Origin of the sequence: Arthrobacter sp. H5 (assembly GCF_000520595.1) — a bacterium.
In the GTDB taxonomy this organism is placed as follows: Bacteria; Actinomycetota; Actinomycetes; order Actinomycetales; family Micrococcaceae; genus Arthrobacter_D.
This window is the reverse complement of sequence record NZ_KI914989.1, coordinates 210,603-225,211: the sequence shown is the minus strand read 5'-3', so window position 1 is coordinate 225,211 and position 14,609 is coordinate 210,603. Positions and strand designations below refer to the sequence as shown.

Genomic DNA, 14,609 nt, shown 5'->3' with positions numbered 1-14,609 from the left:
CAACCTGCCGTTCTTTGGCGACAACGGTGGCTTCGGCGGGCTGGTCTGGAGCCTTTTCTGGATAGGCGCGGTCATCCTGGCCGTCTACTGGATTGTCAACGCATCCAGGAAACGGCAACAGAACGACGGCGGGGCGGGCGCCTTCACCAATCCGCCTGCTGCGCCCGGATACCCGGAGACGCACGCTCCGCCCGCATACCCGGCAACGCACGCTTCAACTGGAACCCGGGTCTACGGACCGGTGGACAACCCATCCACCGTTCCCACACAGCGGGCGTATCCGGCCACCAGGCCAATTCCCGCACCAGTGAAGCCCACCAAACCAGCCACACCCCGACCAACCGGCAGCGACCTTGCGGTTTTCCTCGGCGGTGCAATCCTGGTGGTCGGCACAGTGCTTGCCCTCGACTACACCAACATTTTGCTGCTTGACGGAGAGGCCTTCACAGCGGCACTCGCCGCAGGGCTGGTGGTGCTGGGCGTCGGAATCGCCGTGCTCGGCATCCGCGGCCGCAGCTCCGGCTTCCTTGGCTTCGCGGCCGCTGTGGGAATTGTGTTCGCCCTCATCTCCGGCGCGACGGTCGGCACAGGCAACTGGGTCTTTGCCAACCAGGGCCAGTGGGCCGGCGACAACACCCGGGCCGCAATGGAGGGGTACACGGTAGTTGCCGGCCAGGGAACGATCGACCTGCGGGGACTCGACAACCTCACCGAAGACGTCACGGTTCCGGTCATCACCGCGGCCGGAAACGTGGGAATCCTGGTCCCGGATGATGTTCCCGTGGATATCCGCACCCAACTCGCGGCCAGCGCCACTGATGTGGTCTCGCCCGGCGATTCCACCTCCGCCGGCGGTCTCTGGCAGCCCGGTGGTCTGTCCCTGAACGGGGACGCTGAAGGACCGGCAATCATCCTCGAGATCCGAGGGCTGGCGAGCCATGTCACTATTGCCACCTCGGTCAACGGACTAACTGAACAGGGAATCAGGCTGCAGCCATGAGCACACCAACAGAAACAAGGGACGACGACGGCACGCGCCCACCACGGGTCGGTACCGTGGTGTGGGGACTCATCACCGTCATTGTGGGCATACTCCTCCTGACGGCGGAGCTGACCAACATTGCACTCGATCCGGGTCTTGTGTTAATGGGACTGCTGATCGGCGCGGGCCTGGCCCTGGTGGTTGGCGGGATACTCTCAATGACACGACGAAACCGCTAGGCCAACTAACGCTCAAAGCGTGACAAGACCACCAACCATAAGAAAGCATGGACTCATGGAAAAGTTCTTCAACTCCGTCCGATCCTCTCCCCTCAAGCGCGCTCCCGGTGGTTGGTTAGGCGGCATAGCGTCCGGCATTGCCCTGAAGTTCAACTGGCCGGTGGCCTGGGTGCGCATTGGCATCCTGCTCAGCTTCCTGCTGCCGTTTCTAGGTCCGCCGCTGTACCTGGTGCTGTGGCTGCTGCTGCCAAAGACCGATGGCACCATCGCCTTGGAAAAGCTGCTCAGCAACCGCTAGCCGGCACCAACGGGCCGGGTGTCCTTCTGATGGAGGACACCCGGGCTCGTCCGTTTGACCGTTCCGCAGAGGGACGGTTTCGGAGCACGCTGAATGCATGACAACTCACGTATCCATCGGTTCCGCCGCCCCCACCCGCTCAGGGGGCCACGCCGTGGTGATCGACGGTCTCACCAAGACCTACCCGCAGCCCAAATCGGGCACTTTCAACGCTGTGGACAATCTTTCGCTTCACATCAGTACGGGCGAAACCTACGCACTGCTTGGGCCCAACGGAGCCGGTAAGAGTACCACCATCGAAATCATGGAGGGCCACCGCAAACCCTCCGCCGGAACAGTGTCCGTGTTGGGACACCGGCCCTACAAGGCACCGGCCTCCTTCCGTGCCCGCATTGGCATCGTGCTCCAGGAAGCCCCCGACGCCGGCGTGTTCACCGTCGCTGAGGCGCTGCGGGACATCTCGGCTTTCTACCCCAACCCGCGCAGCGTTGATGAAGTCATTGCCGCCGTGGGGCTCGAACGCAAGGCCGGTGCTCGGATCAAGACGCTTTCCGGCGGTCAGCGCCGACGCGTGGATGTGGCCATGGGCATGATCGGCAGCCCCGAGCTCCTCTTCCTCGACGAGCCCACCACCGGGTTTGACCCCGCCGCACGCAGACAATTCTGGGAGCTGATCCGTTCCCTCGGCGCTGAAGGCACCACGGTTGTCCTCACCACCCACTACCTTGACGAGGCGCAACAGCTCTCCGACCGGCTGGGCATCATTGCGTCCGGACGGCTCATCGCAGAGGGAACGGCGGAGATGGTTGGAGGGCGTGAACTTCGCACACCGCGGGTGCGCTGGACCGACGACGACGGCGACTCCCGGGAAGAAATCACATCCTCACCCGCCGCAGTGGTCCACCGGCTCAGCGACGGCGGGCGGCGGGAACCGGCGGGCCTTGAGGTGGTGCGGCCGAGCCTTGAGGACGTCTACCTGGAACTGCTCAAGCAACACGATGCCACAGTGAACGGAGACGAATCATGAGCACGACTGTAGCCTCCGGCCGGGAAACGGGGTGGAAGCCGGGCACCCTAAGGCTGGGCGCGCGCCGGGTCATCACGGAGGTGCGGGCCTTCAACCGGGACGGACTCTCACTGGGGCTGATCCTCTTTTTTCCCGTTGCGATGATGGCGCTCTTCAGCACCGTCTTCGGCAGCGAGCCGACCTTTGGCCCTCCCGGCAACCAAATCACGCCCGCTCACTACTACCTGCCCGGCATGCTGGCTCTCGGGACCATCCTGAGCGGTTTCCAGAACCTGAGCGGCTATGTGGCTGCGGACCGATTCAACGGAGGTATCAAGCGGCTTGCCGGAACTCCCCTGCCCGTTATCTCCTACTTCATCGGGAAGATGGGGATCACCCTCTACCTGATTCTGGGACAAACCATCCTCCTGCTGCTGGCCGCGCAGTTCCTGTTTGGCGTGGACCTGCCGTCCTCCGCGGGTGCCTGGCTGACGTTCGTCTGGCTGCTGGTGCTAGGGACTGCAGCCTGGTCGCTGGTGGGAATTGCCTTCGCCTGCATTGCCAAGTCCGCTGAAAGCGCCGCCACACTTGCCGTCCTTCCGGTGCTGTTGCTCTCCTTCACCTCCGGCGTGTACTTCCCCTTCTCCCAGTTACCGGACTGGCTGCAGACCTTCGCCAATCTGACCCCCCTTCGGTGGACGGCCAGCGGCATGCGCTCGGTCTTCCTGCCCGCCGGATTCGAGGCCGCCGAGCCAGGCCAAACCTGGGCGGTGGGCGTGTCCGTCGTCGTCATCCTCATGTGGCTGGCAGCGGGACTGGTGCTGACACGACTGGTCTTCAAATGGCCACCACAAAAGTAACGCGGTCCTCCCGACTGTCAGTGCGCCGTCGTACAGTGAATCCATGACAGTGGAACCAGCCCGCACCGTGCGGCTCCTGCCAGACAATTCGGTCTGGATCCACGGCATGCGCTGGTGGCATCTGGGGTTCTATGTGGCCCTCACCGCCGTTGCCCTCATGATCTTCCTTGGCCTGCGTGACGAGGGCGCCACCGGCGTCATCATGATCGCGGCGATGGCGGTTCTCGCGGCCGCCTATCCATTCCTGACCCGGCTGCGGTATCTGGACACCTGGCGTCCGCGGGCCTATGTGGTGCTGCTGATCATTACGGTTGGATTCCTGTCATTCGTATCGGGATCGGGGGCAATCCTGCTGTTCATTGCCTTCCCGCAGATCTGGATGTTTTCGGGAACCACCCGCGCGGGCCTGTGGGGTACGGCTGCCATCTGCGTGGCCGTTGCGCTTGGACAGCTGAACCAGTTCGGTGCCGGCGGGGAAAATCTGCTCAGCATCGGGCTGCAGGCGGCGATCTCATTCCTCGCATCAAGCATGCTGGGGCTGTGGATTTACAAGATCATTGACCAGAGCGAGGACCGCGCAGAGCTGATCTCCGAGCTCAATGCCGCGCGCGCCGAACTCGCGGCTTCCCACCAGCAGCAGGGAGCCATGGCAGAGCGGGAACGCATGTCCCGTGAAATCCACGACACCCTGGCCCAGGGATTCACGTCGATCGTCATGCTGTCGGAGGCGGCGCAGGCACAACTCCGGAACGTCGCCGTGGGCAATTCCGCTGCCCAGTCAGCCCTCGCGTCGATCGGCGACACCGCCCGCGAAAACCTAGTGGAGGCGCGGGCCCTGATCGAGTCGGCCGGACCGTCCCAGTTAAAGGGCGGGGACCTGCTGGGCGCTCTGCAGCGGCTCAAGGTCCACGTCGAAGCAGGTGGGCCGGAAGCGGACCTCCAACTGCCTCAGGAACTCCCTCCGCTCAGCCCCATCCAGCAGGTTGCCGTCCTGAGGTCGGCACAGGAAGCGCTGACGAACGTGCGCAGGCATGCCCAGGCGGGAAAAGTCAGCCTACAGCTCACGTGCGCTGACGGACGGCTTGTGCTCAGGATCGACGACGACGGCAAAGGTTTCCACCCCGACGACGTCACCATCGGCTACGGCCTACGTTCAATGAGTGCCAGGCTGGCGGAGATCTCCGGAACAGTGACTATTGAGTCGGCGCCCGGCCAAGGGTCCCGCCTGGAAGTGGCCATTCCCATCCAGGTTGACGCTGCGCAGGACGGGAAGCCGACCCACGCACCGGCGGCGGCAGCGCCATGAGCGTTGACGCCGTGCGCGTGGTGATTGCAGATGACCACCCCGTGGTGCGTGCCGGACTGGCGGGACTGCTCGCAACCAATTCGCGCATCGAGGTGGTGGCCGAGGCCGCGGACGGTGTGGAAGCCGTAGCCGCCTGCACAAGCCACGTGCCCGACGTCGTACTCATGGACCTGCGCATGCCGCACCTTGACGGCGCGGACGCAACCGCGCAGCTCCGCGCAGCCCACCCGGAGATTAAGGTGCTGGTGCTCACCACCTATGACGGCGACGCAGACATCATGCGGGCCGTGGAATCCGGCGCTGTGGGCTACCTGCTGAAAGACACGCCCGGTGAAACCATCATCAACGCGGTATTCGCGGCGGCCCGCGGGGAAACAGTGCTCGCTCCACCCATCGCCGCGAGGCTCGTTTCACGAATGCGGGCACCTGCGCCACCGTCCCTGTCCCCCCGCGAGCGGGAGGTGCTGCAGTGCGTGGCGGGCGGCATGAGCAACCCCGAAATAGCCACTCGGCTGTTCATCGCCGAGACCACCGTGAAGACGCACCTGTTGAGGATTTTCGCCAAGTTGGATGTCGATGACCGCACGCGCGCGGTGGTGGTGGCCATGGAACGGGGACTGCTGAAGGCCGCTCAACAGTGAGGACTCCGTTGGGGTCCAGAACAGTGGGTGTGTCTAGAATCATAGTTGGGCTCAACGGGGCGCTCCACATGTCATCCGTTCACGACTTGTTAGGAACACGCCTTAATGAAGATTGGAATTCTCACCAGCGGCGGCGATTGCCCCGGGCTCAACGCCGTCATCCGGGGGGCCGTGCTCAAAGGAATCAAGTCGCACGACCAGGAGTTTGTGGGGTTCCGCGACGGCTGGCGGGGAGTTGTCGAAGGCAACATCATTGATCTCCCACGGCACGCGGTGAGAGGAATTTCGAAGCAGGGCGGTACCATTCTGGGCACTTCCCGCACTAATCCTTTCGACGGAAACGGCGGACCTGAGGCCATTAAGGCCACCATGGACAGGCTGGGCGTCGACTCGATGATTGCAATCGGCGGCGAAGGAACCCTCGCCGCCGCAAAAAGACTGACGGATGCAGGACTGAAGATTGTGGGCGTTCCCAAGACCGTTGACAATGACCTGGATGCCACGGACTACACCTTCGGCTTTGACACAGCGGTGCAGATTGCCACGGAGGCCATCGACCGGCTGCGCACCACCGGAGAGTCGCACAGCCGGTGCATGGTGGCTGAGGTGATGGGCAGGCATGTTGGCTGGATTGCACTGCACGCCGGGATGGCCTCCGGCGCGCACGCCATCCTCATTCCGGAGCAGCAAACCAGCATGGAGCAGATCGCGGAATGGGTTATGGATGCCCGCGACCGTGGGCGCGCACCGCTTGTGGTGGTGGCTGAAGGGTTTGTGCCAACCCACATGGACGAGGCCCACTCGGATCGCGGACTCGACACCTACGGGCGTCCCCGGCTCGGTGGAATCGCCGACCAGCTGGCACCCGAAATTGAATCGCGCACGGGCATCGAGACCCGCGCCACCGTCCTGGGCCACATTCAGCGCGGCGGCGTCCCTTCAGCCTTTGACCGGGTGCTCGCAACCCGGCTGGGCATGGCGGCGGTGGACTCGGTGGTGGAGGGACTCTGGGGAACCATGGTGTCTCTGCATGGAACGGAAATAGCCCGTGTTGGTTTTGAGGCGGCGCTGGGCAACCTTAAGCGCGTTCCCCAGCAGCGCTACGAGGAAGCGGCGATCCTGTTTGGCTAGCCCACCGGGCTAGCTAAAAGCATCCTCCATCCCACCACTGCTATACTTGTCACTCTGAACGGTGGAAGGATAGTCTCGTGTCGCAGATGAATGTCCGCTTGGACGCGGAAACCCGGCAACGCTTGGAGAACCTGGCGAAGCGGACCGGCAGAACCAAATCCTTCTACGCTGTTGAGGCAATTCAGCAGTACCTCGAAGAGTGGGAGGACTACTTCATCGCCAAGGATGCACTTGAGCAGTTTCGCCAGTCGGATGACGAGGCAATCGACCTCAAGGACATGGACTGGGGCGAATGACCTACTCGATCCGGCTCGCACCCAAAGCGGCCAAGCACATACAGAAGCTTGACCCGGCGGTGAGGAAGCGGATCCGGATTTTTCTTGAGGACCGCCTGGGCAAACTGGAAAATCCTCGTCAACTCGGCACAAAACTGGTGAACGATGAGTTCTGGCGGTACCGGATAGGTGACTACCGCATTCTCACAACGATCGACGATGAGCAGGTTCTGGTGCTGATCGTCGAGGTGGCCCACCGTCGGGAGATCTACGGGAAACGGTAGGACAGTGGATACCCAATGCGGCTAACGTTGCCCTCATGGAACTGGAAGCCGGCACGGTCTCGATCATCCAGCTGGCCTGGTCGCGGCTGCTGAGCCTCGATGATACTGCTTTCCAGAGCGCCACACAGCGAATCTACCGGCGGGACGACTCCGCCACCCTGCTCACCTTCGTTTCACTCTTCGGGCAGGAGGCTCTGGTGGGACCGGGGTGGGCCATCGATGCTGCGACGGACCTTACGGGCGCCGAACTGTCACTGCATTCAACGCTTCTTGCCCTGAGTCGACCGCACGGCGGGCGGGGACTCGGCGAAGCATCGCTCTACTTTTGCGACACCCTGCCAACCTTGGACACCGACGAGGATTCCGCCGTGACCAGCGAGCCGGAATACGCCGTGGCACTTGAACGCCTCTGTCCGCCGGACGATGTCGCCGAGGTTGGGCTGAGCTCGATGGAGCATTGCAGCGTCCTGGTTGACGAGTTCAGCGACCCGCCCCAGCCGCTCGCCGGCGCCGGCTATGACATCTGGGCAGGCATTCTCGCCCACATGGGCGTGCTGACCGCGCCAGCCGAACGGGGACGCGGCCGCGCGCGGTTTGCGGTGACAGTCGCCGTGGAAGAGGCCATGGCCGCGGGTCTTGTTCCCCAGTGGCGTGCGCGGTCCGACAACGCGGGCTCACACCGGACGGCACTGCGCGCGGGATTTATGCACGCAGGAAGCCAGACCAGCGTGGTGCTTGAGGGCCCTCATTGAACCGGCACCAACACCGCGTGGCAATTAACGCTGTCGAGTAGGTGCGTGGACTGCCATCCCTCGAAGCCAACCCTGGCTAGCTGAACAGTGCCAGAATCTCCGGCCGTCCAAACATTTCCGCCGACGCGCGGGCAGAGGGTGCACCGGCGTCGGGATCGGCACCTGCATCGACGAGCACCTGCACAACGTCCAGGTAGCCTTTGAACGCAGCACCCGCCAGTGGGGTCTGCCCACGGTCATTGGCCGCGTTGACGTCCGTCCCCCGGTCCGTCAGGTCCTTCACCAGCGCGGCATGTCCGTGGTACGCAGCGAGCATCAGCAGCGTGTCCCCCGCCGAATTGGTCAACGTGACGGGCACGCCAGCATCAAGATACTTCTGCAGCGTTACCCCGTCCCCTTCCCGGGCCGCGTCGAAGAGACGATGTGCCAGGGCAATGGCGTTGTCCGCTGAACTTTCACTCACTGTTCAGCGCCCGCCCCGAAGGAATCCCGTGGCACGGCCCACCACCTGGCCGGCATCGGTGGCCACGATGAGTTCCTGCGCAGCCGCATATACCTCGCCGTCGTCCTGCACCTCAACGGTGGCCAACGGATCAACGCTACGCTTGACCACCGCAAGCGCCACGGCGCCCATTTCCCAATGCTGGGCTACGGAAGTCACGGAGCCGACGGTACGCCCACCAACGACGACGGCGCTACCCACCACCGGCAGCGTGTGCTGGCTGCCGTCCAGCTGCAGGAAGACGAGCCGCCGCGGCGGGTGTCCCAGGTTGTGCACGCGTGCCACTGTTTCCTGGCCCTTGTAACAGCCCTTGGCCAGGTGAACGGCCGTGCGGATCAAATCCAATTCATGGGGGATGGTCTTTTCATCGGTTTCCATTCCGGCACGTGGGCGCCAGGCAGCTATTCTCAGAGCCTCCGCGGCAAGGATGCCGGCAAGGCTCAGCCCCTCGACGGCCTGTTGAAGTTCCCCAGCGGGAATCAGATACTCGAACCAGGGCCGGTCCAATCCCGGGTGTGCGTCCTCCGCGACCACGCTGTAGGAGTATCCGCCCTCGGCAACGTGCGGCCAAGGGTCAATCCACACCACACGCCCCGCGAACTGCTCAACCGCCTTGGTGGATGCGATCACAGCCCAATCGGCCGACACGTCGGCCACCTCAACACGGAGCATAAACTTCATGCGCTCCAGCCACGCGGCCAGTCCGGCCGCCTCCGATGGCTCGGTAATGAGCCAGGTGGTGGCGCCGTCGTCGACAGTCCGCGCACTGTACTCAATGCGGCCCTGTACCGTGAGCAGCAGCGTCTCTGAAGACTCGCCGGGCTTCAGTCCAAGGAGCAGTTGGGAGGTCAGGGTGTTGAGCCAACTCAGGCGGTCGGGACCGGATACCGTGACCACTCCCCGGTGAGACAGATCAACCACTGCCTCCCCGCGGGCCAGTGAGCGCTGTTCCCGCAGCGGGTCGCCGTAGTGGGATGCGACGCCTTGGTCAGCCCCTCCCGCCGCGACGGCACCAGGCAGGTCAAGGAGCGGACTTAGATAGGTCATGGTCGTGTTAACGTCCTTCCAGGTACGCTGTATTCCGGAACGATGTCAGCTGGTCTTTTTGAGAATGGCCGATGCGTGCGGCGTCAGGGAACTACCTTCGGCAGCCACATCCCACCGCCAGAACAGGTCACCGTTGACCAGGCCAAACAGCCGGGTGGCGGCCGTGTAATCCTTTGAATGCTGCCCGCGCATCACAAGATCCGTGGTGAGCTGAATCTGTGGCCCCTTGATGCTGCCGTAATAAAGTTCCGAGATTCCGCCCGGGTGGACGATGGTGGCCGTGATGTCGAACCCATCATCACCGTTCCTGAACGGTTCCACCTCGTCGGCGCTTTTCAGCGCGGGCACAATGTCTGCAGGTGAGAGGCCGGGGCCAACGTCGGCGTCGTTCAGTTTGCGGTCCAGCGCCCAGAATCCTGCCTCCACCGACAGCGGACGGAGGTGGTTACCCTCTTCGTCAGTGAGCCAGCTCTCTGCGGTGTACTGCAGGTACGGCAGGCCGTGATGGGCAAAGGTGGCCCGCTGGAAGAAGTGCTCCGAATCGGAGGTTCCTTCGCCCAGGCGTCCCGACCCCTCCCATACTCCCAGCAGCCAGGACAGGGGGACCAGCTCAGGTGTGAGGTCTGTGGGAATCTCGAAAGACATAAGACTGAAGGGCTACTTCTGGCCCTTGTACAGGCGCGTCACCACGAGGGCGGCAAAACCTGCCATGGCCAGTCCCGCGATAACCAGCAGTGAGATGAAGAAGATTTCCAGCGCAAGAATCGACATGTCTCCATCCTAACGCGGCCAGCGGGCCTGACTGAGCAGGCGCTGTCAGGAGAGGAAGAGCTTGTCCAGGAAGTACACGAGGGATCCGATGGCCAGGATCGGCACGGTACCAACCGACAGGGCGGCGAGAACGTTCAGTGGCGTCTCCCGACTGATCAGGAGTCTGCGTGCCGCCACCACCACTGCGCCGCAAACGGCGCCGATTACCGCGGCGGGAAGACCGGCGACGTCGGTGAACAGGATCGCGCACAGCGGGCCGGCCAGTGCGGCGAGCGCAACACCGATCGGCGCAACAATCCGATCAGGCCAGGGCAGCACCGCCACGGCGAGCGCAACGAGCACACTGATTCCCGTCACCAACATCACACCGGAGTTGCCGGCGTTGACGGCGAGCCGTTCCGCGGCAACCCAGCCTGAACCCAGGGAAATCATGAAGACACCAACGCTTGCGCCCAACGTTGATTCGAGCCGGTGGCTCTGTCCGGTTCCACGGATCAGCTGGATCATGAACACTGCTCCGACCCCCAGCGCCACAGCCGGCGGCATCCACATCATCAGCTGGTTGGCGGGGGCGGCATATGCGGCAGCCGTTGCGGCGAGCGCGCTCAGGATCATGGCCGCGGACTGGCTCTTCTTGGCCGGGACACCCAGTACGTGCGGCCACCCGATGCCTGCCACCAGGATCAACACGCCGACGACGGCGGCACTCGCCTCGAGCGACACGTAGGCCACTGCGACGATTGCCGACACGGCTACGGCAGCTATCGCCCCCACCATCCAGATCCTCACCCAAGCAATACTGCCTTACGGCTTAGACCTGTGGGAAACAGGTCCCGCCCGGCGAATGGATCGGAGTGCGCATAATCACACTCGGTATACTGGCTAGAATCTGTAACCACCGGCGGCCACGCATTCGATTGACGGTCCCCGGCGCAGCTCCGCCCGATGATGCGCGTCCAACCCCCTGGAGGACACATGCCGCACATCTTGATGCTGACCAATAGCCCGGGTTCTTCCGTGGACATTCTGCCCGCCCTGGAACTCCTGAGTCACAAGGTTCACATCCTGGCCGCCGAGCCAACTGCACTCCTCGACACAGAGCCAACCGATGTTGTCATGATCGATGCCCGCAAGGATCTGGTGGGCGCCCGGTCCCTCACCCAGCTCCTTCGCGCCACCGGGTTGAGCGCGCCGCTGATTCTGGTTCTGACGGAAGGCGGGATGGCTGCGGTTGCGGCCAACTGGCTTGCAGACGACGTGGTTCTCGACTCCGCGGGACCGGCGGAAGTGGAGGCACGCCTGCGCCTGGTCATTGCCCGCGCCAGCGCTGTTGCAAAGGAGGCGAGCAGCGAGATCCACGCGTCCGGCATCGTCATTGATGAAGCCAGCTACACGGCGCGGGTGGGCGGCGAGCCGCTCAACCTGACCTATAAGGAATTTGAACTGCTGAAGTTTCTGGCCCAGCATCCCGGCCGGGTGTTCACACGGGATCAACTGCTGCACGAGGTGTGGGGCTATGACTACTACGGAGGAACCCGCACCGTGGACGTTCACGTGCGCCGGCTGCGGGCCAAGCTTGGCGCCGACCACGAGCAGCTCATTGGAACAGTTCGTAACGTGGGCTATCGGTTCACACTCAACCGCCAGCCCGAGAAATCCACACTCAACCAGGACGCCTGAACCCTACCGATCAATTCTTCCTCCCGGTACCGTCTATACAGCGCAGGACGTCACAGGGACGTGCCGGGCCAAGAGGAGGACATGATGCGCAAACTTACCGCAGGGCTTTTCCAGTCAGTGGACGGGGTTGTTGAATCGCCGGACCGTTGGCAGTTTGACCACTTCGATGAGGAACTGGGGGCGGCTCTCGGCACGATGATCAGCACGGTGGACACCGTGATCATGGGCCGGGTTGGCTATGAGGAATGGTCCGGCTACTGGCCAAACGCCACCCAGGACAATGGGTTTGCCGACTTCATCAATCCGGTTGAGAAATTTGTTGCATCGAGGACGCTTTCGGGGCCGCTTGAGTGGCAGAATGCCAAGCTGATCGACGGCGGGCTGGAGAATTTCGTCTCAACCCTGAAGACACGGATGGAGGGGAGACCAGCGTCTGTGCCAGCATTTCGGTGGTGCGCCAGCTGCTGACCGCGGGCCTGTTGGATGAGCTGACCTTGATGATCCACCCGGTGATGGCCGGATCCGGGCGGCACCTCTTTGAGGCCGACCACCCCGTCACGCGATTGGAGCTCCGGGACCTGCAGCGCACCAGTTCCGGCAACACCGTGGTCCGGTACGGTCCGCGCGGCAAATAGTCCGCGGCTTAATACAACGCTCCCTCCCCGCAACGGCGGAGAGGGAGCGTCTGTCGTGGAGGACATACGGGTCGAACGTATCGAGGGCACCCCACTGGTGCATCCCCCTTGCAACGGTCCATAACGTTACCCCACCGCACGGCGCGGAGCAAAAACCACTCCCGCAACTGCCGGACTGGACGCTAGGCTGAACGCATGACCGCAGCACAGGTACCAACGTGGCCCATCCTCACCATTCCAGGAGTTCCCCGCGGGGGCACAGTGTCCGATATCGTCGGACTGGCGAATGCGGCCGCGGAATCCGATGGCAACCCGCCTTTATCCGAACAGACGCTCGTCAATCTCCGAATGGCGCATGCCCACCCTGGCCAGCTGTTGGTCTTCGCGACGTACGCCAGCGACAGTTCCTCCGACGGGCAAAACGAGGAACTGGCAGGCGTGGCGGTGGTCAGCCTGCCCCGTTCCCCGGATGAGAACGGCGTGCTGGAGCTGGTGGTCCGGCCCACCTACCGGAATCAGGGTGTGGGCACCAGCCTGATCAAAGCCATCCAGGCAGAAGACCTTCCGGAGTTGCGCGCGTGGTCGCACGGCAACCACGCGGCCGCGGTTGAGCTCGCGTCAAACGCCGGGTACATGCCGGTGCGGGAACTGTGGCGGATGCGCCAGACGCGCGCGGCGCTGGAACAGTCAGTGTTGAAGCGGGCTGCGCCCGACGTCGTTCTCCCACCCAGGGTGATCCTGCGCACCTTCCGGCCGGGTCAGGACGAGGAGGCATGGCTCCGAGCCAATGCCGCGGCCTTTGCCCACCATGCCGAGCAGGGCGCCACCACGCTGGAGGATTTCCAGGCCAGGATGGCTGAAGACTGGTTTGAGCCCGAGGGCCTGATCCTGGCCGTGCGAGAGGAAGATGACCACGTACTCGGCTTCCACTGGACCAAGGTTCACCCCCGCAGCGGCAGCCACCCGGCAATCGGCGAAGTGTACGTTGTGGGAGTTACCCCCGAAGCGCAGGGCATGGGTCTCGGGAAGGCGCTGACGGTCGCGGGCATTGAACACCTGCATTCCAAGGGGCTGCAGGCCATCATGCTTTACGTGGATGGTGACAACACGGCGGCGGCCTCGCTCTACCGTGCTCTTGGGTTTACGCGGTGGGACGTGGACGTCATGTACGCGCCGGGAGTTGAGCCAGAGAACTTGTAAGGTTGAATCTGGCTTCGGATCCAACCCGCACGGGCTGCTCCGGCAACCACGAAAGAGCCATACAGAGGAGACACCATGGAATCCGAGACCGCAGCACGCGTGCCGGCCAGGTACGGCTCATCGGAGGTTGCGCCGGCGCGCGCCACCCAGGACCGCATCGACATCCCCGATTTTGCGCCGAGTCTCCTGCCGGACGGCGATATCACGCCTGACCGCTTCCTGGACAGGGAGATCAGCTGGCTGGACTTCAACGCACGCGTCCTGGAACTTGCGGAGGACCCCGATCTGTTCCTGCTGGAACGGGTGAGCTTCCTCTCGATCTTCGCATCCAACCTGGATGAATTCTTCATGGTGCGGGTGGCCGGGCTGAAGCGGCGTATCGCCACCGGCCTCGCGGTTCCCTCGGCTGCGGGCCTCAGCCCGCTGGAGCAGCTCGAGAAGATCATGGCCGACAGCTACCGGCTGCAGCAGCGCCATGCGGCCGTGTTCGCCGAACAGATCCGGCCGGCGCTGGCAGAGGAGCAGATCCATCTCACCACCTGGGCGGAACTGGAGGAGCCTGCGCGGAATGAGCTGACCAAGCTGTTCGCGGAGAAGGTTTTTCCCATCCTCACACCCCTCGCCGTGGACCCGGCCCACCCCTTTCCCTACATCTCGGGGCTGTCACTGAACCTCGCCGTCGTCGTGCGTAATCCGGTGAGCGAAAAGGAACTGTTTGCACGCGTGAAGGTGCCCGACCAGATTCCCCGCCTGATCTCGGTTGATGGCCCGCGTGCCGGAAATGTGGCTGGCCGCAGGGCGCGGTTCATTCCGCTGGAGGACGTCATTGCGGTGCACCTCGACCAGCTGTTTCCCGGGATGGAGGTGCTGGAGCACCATACCTTCCGGGTCACGCGCAATGAGGATCTTGAGGTGGAAGAGGACGACGCCGAGAACCTCCTGCAGGCGCTGGAGAAGGAGCTGCTTCGCCGCCGGTTTGGCCCGCCGGTGCGGCTGGAGG

The 14,609-nt window shown here is 63.6% G+C and carries 16 protein-coding genes and 3 pseudogenes; 15 read left to right on the top strand and 4 right to left on the bottom strand.

Annotated features, from left to right (window positions below; genetic code table 11):
- The 11 genes and pseudogenes from Y708_RS23945 to Y708_RS0108740 form a co-directional block, all read left to right on the top strand.
- Positions 1-1,000 (top strand): annotated as a pseudogene (locus tag Y708_RS23945) (hypothetical protein); the annotation flags it as partial.
- Entirely contained in the window at positions 997-1,221 is a 225-nt protein-coding gene (locus Y708_RS0108785) for a hypothetical protein (protein ID WP_028279638.1), read from the top strand. The pseudogene Y708_RS23945 and the gene Y708_RS0108785, both read left to right, overlap by 4 nt.
- A 55-nt stretch (positions 1,222-1,276) precedes the next feature.
- Positions 1,277-1,519 (top strand): PspC domain-containing protein, encoded by a 243-nt coding sequence (locus Y708_RS0108780; protein WP_028279637.1) that lies wholly within the window; start codon positions 1,277-1,279, stop codon positions 1,517-1,519.
- Positions 1,520-1,616: 97 nt separating this feature from the next.
- Positions 1,617-2,546 (top strand): ABC transporter ATP-binding protein, encoded by a 930-nt coding sequence (locus Y708_RS0108775; protein ID WP_051478841.1) that lies wholly within the window; start codon positions 1,617-1,619, stop codon positions 2,544-2,546.
- Positions 2,543-3,385 carry an ABC transporter permease gene (locus Y708_RS0108770; RefSeq protein ID WP_028279635.1) on the top strand — a complete coding sequence of 281 codons (843 nt, stop codon included), beginning with the start codon at positions 2,543-2,545 and terminating at the stop codon, positions 3,383-3,385. The genes Y708_RS0108775 and Y708_RS0108770 overlap by 4 nt, the downstream gene beginning before the upstream one ends.
- 43 nt (positions 3,386-3,428) lie before the next feature.
- Entirely contained in the window at positions 3,429-4,691 is a 1,263-nt protein-coding gene (locus Y708_RS23940; RefSeq protein WP_051478840.1) for a sensor histidine kinase, read from the top strand.
- The gene (locus Y708_RS0108760) at positions 4,688-5,332 is read left to right on the top strand and encodes a response regulator (protein ID WP_028279634.1); all 645 of its coding nucleotides are present in this window, start codon (positions 4,688-4,690) and stop codon (positions 5,330-5,332) included. Before Y708_RS23940 ends, Y708_RS0108760 begins: the two co-directional genes overlap by 4 nt.
- 105 nt (positions 5,333-5,437) lie before the next feature.
- A complete protein-coding gene (locus Y708_RS0108755) occupies positions 5,438-6,463 on the top strand; it encodes a 6-phosphofructokinase (RefSeq protein WP_028279633.1) in 1,026 nt (341 codons plus the stop codon).
- Between the two features lie 86 nt (positions 6,464-6,549).
- On the top strand, positions 6,550-6,759 hold the full coding sequence (locus Y708_RS23935) for a type II toxin-antitoxin system RelB family antitoxin (RefSeq protein ID WP_035775809.1): 210 nt from the start codon (positions 6,550-6,552) through the stop codon (positions 6,757-6,759).
- The gene (locus tag Y708_RS0108745; RefSeq protein WP_028279632.1) at positions 6,756-7,022 is read left to right on the top strand and encodes a type II toxin-antitoxin system RelE family toxin; all 267 of its coding nucleotides are present in this window, start codon (positions 6,756-6,758) and stop codon (positions 7,020-7,022) included. Before Y708_RS23935 ends, Y708_RS0108745 begins: the two co-directional genes overlap by 4 nt.
- A 35-nt stretch (positions 7,023-7,057) precedes the next feature.
- Positions 7,058-7,774: a GNAT family N-acetyltransferase gene (locus Y708_RS0108740; RefSeq protein WP_028279631.1), complete on the top strand. Its 717-nt coding sequence runs from the start codon at positions 7,058-7,060 to the stop codon at positions 7,772-7,774.
- 76 nt (positions 7,775-7,850) lie between these two features.
- On the opposite strand, the gene Y708_RS0108735 is transcribed toward Y708_RS0108740, so the two are convergent.
- The 4 genes from Y708_RS0108735 to Y708_RS0108715 all read right to left on the bottom strand — a co-directional run bounded on the left by Y708_RS0108735 (position 7,851) and on the right by Y708_RS0108715 (position 10,883).
- Positions 7,851-8,237, bottom strand: coding sequence for an ankyrin repeat domain-containing protein (locus Y708_RS0108735; protein ID WP_028279630.1), 387 nt, complete (start codon positions 8,235-8,237; stop codon positions 7,851-7,853).
- Positions 8,238-8,240: 3 nt separating this feature from the next.
- A complete protein-coding gene (locus Y708_RS0108730) occupies positions 8,241-9,323 on the bottom strand; it encodes a CAF17-like 4Fe-4S cluster assembly/insertion protein YgfZ (RefSeq protein WP_028279629.1) in 1,083 nt (360 codons plus the stop codon).
- Positions 9,324-9,368: 45 nt separating this feature from the next.
- Complete coding sequence (locus tag Y708_RS0108725; RefSeq protein ID WP_028279628.1) at positions 9,369-9,968, bottom strand: heme-binding beta-barrel domain-containing protein; 600 nt, start codon at positions 9,966-9,968, stop codon at positions 9,369-9,371.
- Positions 9,969-10,139: 171 nt separating this feature from the next.
- Positions 10,140-10,883: a hypothetical protein gene (locus Y708_RS0108715; protein ID WP_028279627.1), complete on the bottom strand. Its 744-nt coding sequence runs from the start codon at positions 10,881-10,883 to the stop codon at positions 10,140-10,142.
- A 186-nt stretch (positions 10,884-11,069) separates the two neighbouring features.
- On the opposite strand from Y708_RS0108715, the gene Y708_RS0108710 reads away from it, so the two are divergent.
- The 4 genes and pseudogenes from Y708_RS0108710 to Y708_RS28285 all read left to right on the top strand — a co-directional run.
- Positions 11,070-11,774, top strand: a complete 705-nt coding sequence (locus Y708_RS0108710; protein WP_028279626.1) for a winged helix-turn-helix transcriptional regulator — start codon at positions 11,070-11,072, stop codon at positions 11,772-11,774.
- 84 nt (positions 11,775-11,858) lie between these two features.
- A pseudogene (locus Y708_RS23930) lies at positions 11,859-12,409 on the top strand (dihydrofolate reductase family protein).
- 195 nt (positions 12,410-12,604) lie between these two features.
- Positions 12,605-13,609, top strand: coding sequence for a mycothiol synthase (gene mshD, locus Y708_RS0108700; RefSeq protein WP_028279625.1), 1,005 nt, complete (start codon positions 12,605-12,607; stop codon positions 13,607-13,609).
- 75 nt (positions 13,610-13,684) lie between these two features.
- A pseudogene (locus tag Y708_RS28285) lies at positions 13,685-14,609 on the top strand (RNA degradosome polyphosphate kinase); the annotation flags it as partial.

Bases quoted from the DNA above. Each gene is read 5' to 3' on its own strand.
- Y708_RS0108785 (WP_028279638.1), top strand. From the start codon at position 997: ATGAGCACACCAACAGAAACAAGGGACGACGACGGCACGCGCCCACCA.
- Y708_RS0108780 (WP_028279637.1), top strand. From the start codon at position 1,277: ATGGAAAAGTTCTTCAACTCCGTCCGATCCTCTCCCCTCAAGCGCGCT.
- Y708_RS0108775 (WP_051478841.1), top strand. From the start codon at position 1,617: ATGACAACTCACGTATCCATCGGTTCCGCCGCCCCCACCCGCTCAGGG.
- Y708_RS0108770 (WP_028279635.1), top strand. From the start codon at position 2,543: ATGAGCACGACTGTAGCCTCCGGCCGGGAAACGGGGTGGAAGCCGGGC.
- Y708_RS23940 (WP_051478840.1), top strand. From the start codon at position 3,429: ATGACAGTGGAACCAGCCCGCACCGTGCGGCTCCTGCCAGACAATTCG.
- Y708_RS0108760 (WP_028279634.1), top strand. From the start codon at position 4,688: ATGAGCGTTGACGCCGTGCGCGTGGTGATTGCAGATGACCACCCCGTG.
- Y708_RS0108755 (WP_028279633.1), top strand. From the start codon at position 5,438: ATGAAGATTGGAATTCTCACCAGCGGCGGCGATTGCCCCGGGCTCAAC.
- Y708_RS23935 (WP_035775809.1), top strand. From the start codon at position 6,550: ATGAATGTCCGCTTGGACGCGGAAACCCGGCAACGCTTGGAGAACCTG.
- Y708_RS0108745 (WP_028279632.1), top strand. From the start codon at position 6,756: ATGACCTACTCGATCCGGCTCGCACCCAAAGCGGCCAAGCACATACAG.
- Y708_RS0108740 (WP_028279631.1), top strand. From the start codon at position 7,058: ATGGAACTGGAAGCCGGCACGGTCTCGATCATCCAGCTGGCCTGGTCG.
- Y708_RS0108730 (WP_028279629.1), bottom strand. From the start codon at position 9,323: ATGACCTATCTAAGTCCGCTCCTTGACCTGCCTGGTGCCGTCGCGGCG.
- Y708_RS0108725 (WP_028279628.1), bottom strand. From the start codon at position 9,968: ATGTCTTTCGAGATTCCCACAGACCTCACACCTGAGCTGGTCCCCCTG.
- Y708_RS0108710 (WP_028279626.1), top strand. From the start codon at position 11,070: ATGCCGCACATCTTGATGCTGACCAATAGCCCGGGTTCTTCCGTGGAC.
- mshD (WP_028279625.1), top strand. From the start codon at position 12,605: ATGACCGCAGCACAGGTACCAACGTGGCCCATCCTCACCATTCCAGGA.